General features: G+C 63.7%; 6 protein-coding genes and 1 pseudogene. 5 read left to right on the forward strand and 2 right to left on the reverse strand.

Going from position 1 to position 4411, the window contains the following annotated elements; all coding sequences use genetic code 11:
* Positions 1–61 precede the first annotated feature (61 nt).
* On the reverse strand, positions 62–1204 hold the full coding sequence (locus tag ACTS1Z_RS12520; protein ID WP_442624808.1) for a sensor histidine kinase: 1143 nt from the start codon (positions 1202–1204) through the stop codon (positions 62–64).
* A gap of 174 nt (positions 1205–1378) precedes the next feature.
* On the opposite strand from ACTS1Z_RS12520, the gene ACTS1Z_RS12525 reads away from it, so the two are divergent.
* From ACTS1Z_RS12525 to ACTS1Z_RS12540, 4 genes are all read left to right on the forward strand, one after another.
* The gene (locus tag ACTS1Z_RS12525; protein ID WP_442624809.1) at positions 1379–1615 is read left to right on the forward strand and encodes a hypothetical protein; all 237 of its coding nucleotides are present in this window, start codon (positions 1379–1381) and stop codon (positions 1613–1615) included.
* Between the two features lie 90 nt (positions 1616–1705).
* Positions 1706–2050 (forward strand): hypothetical protein, encoded by a 345-nt coding sequence (locus ACTS1Z_RS12530; protein ID WP_442624810.1) that lies wholly within the window; start codon positions 1706–1708, stop codon positions 2048–2050.
* Positions 2051–2250: 200 nt separating this feature from the next.
* A complete protein-coding gene (locus tag ACTS1Z_RS12535; protein ID WP_442624811.1) occupies positions 2251–2802 on the forward strand; it encodes a hypothetical protein in 552 nt (183 codons plus the stop codon).
* A gap of 91 nt (positions 2803–2893) precedes the next feature.
* Positions 2894–3346, forward strand: coding sequence for a hypothetical protein (locus ACTS1Z_RS12540; protein WP_442624812.1), 453 nt, complete (start codon positions 2894–2896; stop codon positions 3344–3346).
* A 12-nt stretch (positions 3347–3358) separates the two neighbouring features.
* Here ACTS1Z_RS12540 and ACTS1Z_RS12545 read toward each other — a convergent pair whose 3' ends face one another.
* Complete coding sequence (locus ACTS1Z_RS12545; RefSeq protein ID WP_442624813.1) at positions 3359–4090, reverse strand: extensin-like domain-containing protein; 732 nt, start codon at positions 4088–4090, stop codon at positions 3359–3361.
* Positions 4091–4158: 68 nt separating this feature from the next.
* Here ACTS1Z_RS12545 and ACTS1Z_RS12550 point away from each other — a divergent pair.
* Positions 4159–4411, forward strand: a pseudogene (locus ACTS1Z_RS12550) (hypothetical protein); the annotation flags it as partial.

Below are 4411 nucleotides of genomic sequence, written 5' to 3' on the forward strand. Positions count from 1 at the left end.
TGGGAGGCCGGGAGGGGGAGCGGGCTGGTGCCGCGCCTGAGCGAAGCGAAGGTCTGACAAATCAGCACGTCTCTCTGTTGATCGGCAATTCGAGTGTGACGGCGAAGCCGCCGCCCTCGCGCGGCCCCCAGGTAACGTTGCTCTCGGCGCCGTAACGCGCGTCGAGCCGTTCATAGACATTGTTGAGCCCGACGCCGGTGCCGTGCGGCCCATCGGCGGGAAGGGGATCGCCATCGTCGCTGACGGTGATGATGAGCTTGCCGTTCTCTTCGCGCGCATGGATCGACACCGTCACCGGCCGGCGCACGCGCGACACGCCATATTTGATCGCATTCTCGACGATCGGTTGCAGGATCAGCGCGGGCACGCAGCAGCCGTTCAACGATTTCGGGATCGCAATGTCGACGATCAGCCGTTCGGGAAAGCGCACGGCTTCGATATCGAGATAGAGGCGCTGCAGCCGGATCTCCTCCTCCAGCGCGACATCGTCCGCCGGTTCGGCGGTGAGGCTCGTCCGGTAGAAGGTCGAAAGGTTGAGGATCATCTTTTCCGCTTCGTCGCGCCGGTCGCGCATGACGAGCGAGGAGAGCACGTTCAGCGTGTTGAACAGGAAATGCGGATTGACCTGATAGCGCAGGGCGCGGAGCTGCGCGGTCTGCGCCTCCTGCGCGAAGATCGCGGCGCGCCGTTCCGCCTGGCGGACGATCTGCGCATAGCCCAGCGCCATATAGAGCAGCGCCCATGCGATCACGACGAAATAGCGCGACAGCACAGCCTCGGCGAAACCGCGCCACATCGCCAGCGGGTCGCGCGCCTGAAATTCCTCGATCATCTCGCGCTGCTCTTCCCATTCCTCGCCCTTGAACAGTTCGAGCGGGTCCCAGACCTCGAAAACGTAGAAATTGAACCCGGCAATCACCGCGGCGAAGGGCAGGGCCGCCGCAAAGGCGATCGGGATCCGCCAGCGCAGCGGCCGGTCGGCAAAGCGTTCGAGGAACAGATAGAGCAGAAAGGTGAGCCCGATCGCCACGCTGATAACGACGACGCGATAGATCAGCATGTCGAGCTGACCGGGATAGGCCATCACCGCGGCGCGGATCGTTACGACGACGAAATAGAATCCCCACAGGCCGAGCACCGACACGAGGCCGAGCCTGTGTCCGATGGCCGCATTGCGGGAAAGTTCTGGCGGTCTGCCGTTCATGGGCGTCTTGTAGCGGAAGGATTGGCGCCCGTCTCGCTATGTCGCGCGTCCAGTCGAACGGCTTCGGCGCTTTGTCGATACGTTCGTCGAAATCGCGTCCGGCGAACGGCCTTTGGCGATCCGGAACGATCCCGCGACTGCCGGGTTGGTAGAGAAGATAAAGGGAGATTCGCGATGACGCCCAGGAAAGACCAGATTGTCGACGAAAAAACGATGCGGAAAATGTCCGTAGCGCCGCCCGATCCCGATGAAGGGGCTGCCGATGCCGCGGACAAGTCCCGCGAGCAGGAAGAGTTGGACGAGGGGCTGGAAGAGACGTTTCCGGCCTCGGACCCGCCCGCAAACGTGCAGCCCGGGCACGATCAGCCCGCGCCGTCATCGGGCTATGACGAAGGCGCGCAGAAGGACTGAGCCTGCGCCACTTTCTTTACCTGCGAGATAATTGAATCGCCTAGATACGAGGCATAGCGGTACGGTCGACACCGATCCCGGGAGACCGCCATGACCGCTTTTCGCCTGTTATTGATCGCTTTGCTGCTGATAATCATCGGCTATACCGCGATCGTCGTCGCTGAGCACGGCCTCGACCTGTTCTCCGTGTTTTTCGGCGATATCGCCGCCTTTGGCTGGCCGGGCCAGTTCAATGTCGATTTCGGCAGCTTTCTCGTGCTTTCGGCGCTCTGGGTCGCGTGGCGGCACCAATTCAGCGCGGCCGGCCTGTTGCTCGCCATACCCGCCTTTCTCGGCGGCATGCTTTTCCTTGCGACCTATCTGCTGATCGCGAGCTATGCCGCGAAGGGCGACGTGCGTGTTCTACTGCTCGGGGCGGGCCGCGCCATGCCGTGAGTGCCCCGCGACCGCCATTTTCCGCGCTGCGGTGTTTTCGTGCAACAATATTGCGAAAATCCACATAAAATTACACATTGCGGTTGATGCGCTGCAACATAACTGATTCAACTGTGCGCAGAGCGGCCTATGGTTAACGCTTCGTCAACCTGTTGCGTGGCATTATGGCTGCCAAGATCAACAACGGACCGGAGGGTTCGATGACGAAGACAAACACTCCCCAGCCCGGCGCGATGGCGCTTGCCGAGATGAAGGAGTTTGCGTCGTTCGAGGCATCGACCCAGCGTTACGTCCGCCGCTCGCTCGATGTGGGCCTGGAGCGCCGCGACGCGATCCGCAAATGGTCCCGCGACATGGTCGAGGCCGCCGCGATCAAGGCGCAGTCCGCCGTTTACGAACGGCTCGACGATATCCGCGAAACGATTCCCGACGATAGCGGCCTGGATTCGGTCGAACCGTTCATGGGCCCGCTCGTCACCGTCTCGGCCTTCGATCTGGGGCAGGACCGCCTGCCGAGCTTCTCCGCCTATCGTTTTCTGTATGAGCGCTTGCTCGGCCCCTATGTCCGCCCCTGGCTGCCCGGCTCTTTCTGCGCGGCGGCCGCGCTGCCGCATATCCATCCGGAGCGCCGGCGCGTCTTGCTGCAATCGATCAGCGAAGCCGCGGCAACCGCGCCGGGCTGGTCGAACCGGGCGCCCGCTTTCTACCCCGACTGGGTCGAAAAGGTTCCGGAGAATGCACTCCCGCACTAGCGGCGTGACTGCGCGACTGTTCGCGCTTCCGATTCCCCCGATTTTGCTCTATGCTCGTCTGCGTTAGCAGAGGGTTTTTGGGAGTAGAGCCATGAAATCGGTCGTAAAATTCAGCGTACCGGCGATCATGATGCTGGCCGCGGTGCCGGCCTCGGCGGGCACGATCGCAGGGTGCATCGCCGCCAACGAAGATCGCAACGGCATCCTCAGTTTCGACGACTATGCGGTCGCGAAGTCCGAGGCCGGAGAAGTGGACGGCGCCATGCTGCGCGAAGCGGCCGAGGCCGAGCTGCGCGAGCGCAACAGCGATCCGGGTCGCATCACCTGCCAGACCTATAGCGGCGCGGGGCATTATGTCGTCGTGGCCGGCGGGGTCGAATATAATGGCCGGGTCCGCAACCTGATCGGCTTCGGTTTCGGCGATACGCGCGAGGAAGCGCTCGCGCGCAGCGACGACCGGCTGAACAATGTGCTGGAATATAACACGTTCAACCACAGCGGCGGCGAGATGACGGTCGTCGAAGAGGGCGCGGTCGGCGGCTGATTCCGCTCTAGGCTAGCGGCAGAGCGAGCCGCCGAAGCGCCCGCGCGCGGCTTGGTCGAGATGGAAATGGTCGGCATGCGCCGCGTTGTAATCGGGCGATAATGTCGTCGCGAACACGCGGCACGCGCCGTCGCGCACTTCGGTGAGGAACGCGGCCCTCGGCCCGCCATCTTCCCAATCCTCCAGCACCGAAATGCGCGAGCCGTCTTCGAGTATGAATCCCGCGATATCGATGGCGTCGGCGGTCGCATGTTGCGACCAGCGCCCGCCTGCCGCGCCGTTGATCCGGCGGCAGGCGAAGGTGCCGAGATGATCGATGGCGGTGACGCGCTGACCGAACAGCCGCATCGCGGTCGGTTGGATACTCTCGCGCTCCCACAGGACAAGCGCCGCGGCGACCGGACAGGCGAGCGCGGGTTCGGCGGGGCGATAGGCGATGCCTTGCGCGCCGCCGTCCGGGGTCAGCGCCACGCCGTCTGAATATCCGCATGTGTCGCTATCGGTGCGGTCCGGCAGCGCGCGATAGTCGATGTCCGCCGCATCGAGCAGCGCCGTGCAACGTGGTGCGTCCTCGGTCAGCGCCGCGATCTTGCGCGCCGTAAACATGCCGACCGGATCCCGGAGGTCGAGCGCCGTCCAGGGCATGTCCTCGGGATGGTTGCGGATATAGTCGGCGCTCCACAACCCTGCGGCCGCGAGCAGCACCAGGATCGCGAGCCGCTTCGCCCATTTGGTCATCGTCATTGCGGGTGCCTTTCGCGCGAATTTCCTCCATAAGCCGCATTGCCCATCGAACGAAAGACGCATTGGCCATGTCCGCACGCACGATTCCCGCAAGCGAAACGCCCGCGATCCGACTGACCACGCGCGCGATCGAAAAGGTGTGGGGCCGCCATACGCTCGGCCTCGGCTTTGCCGACCCCGCGCCGGGCGACGAACCGATCGGCGAGATCTGGTTCGAAATGCCGGATGGCGGGACTCCCGAACTGCTCGTCAAATATCTGTTCACGAGCGAAAAGCTCTCGGTACAGGTGCATCCCGACGATGCGCAGGCGCAGGCGCGCG

The sequence above is a fragment of the Parasphingopyxis sp. genome (assembly GCF_052168295.1).
Lineage (GTDB): Bacteria > Pseudomonadota > Alphaproteobacteria > Sphingomonadales > Sphingomonadaceae > Parasphingopyxis.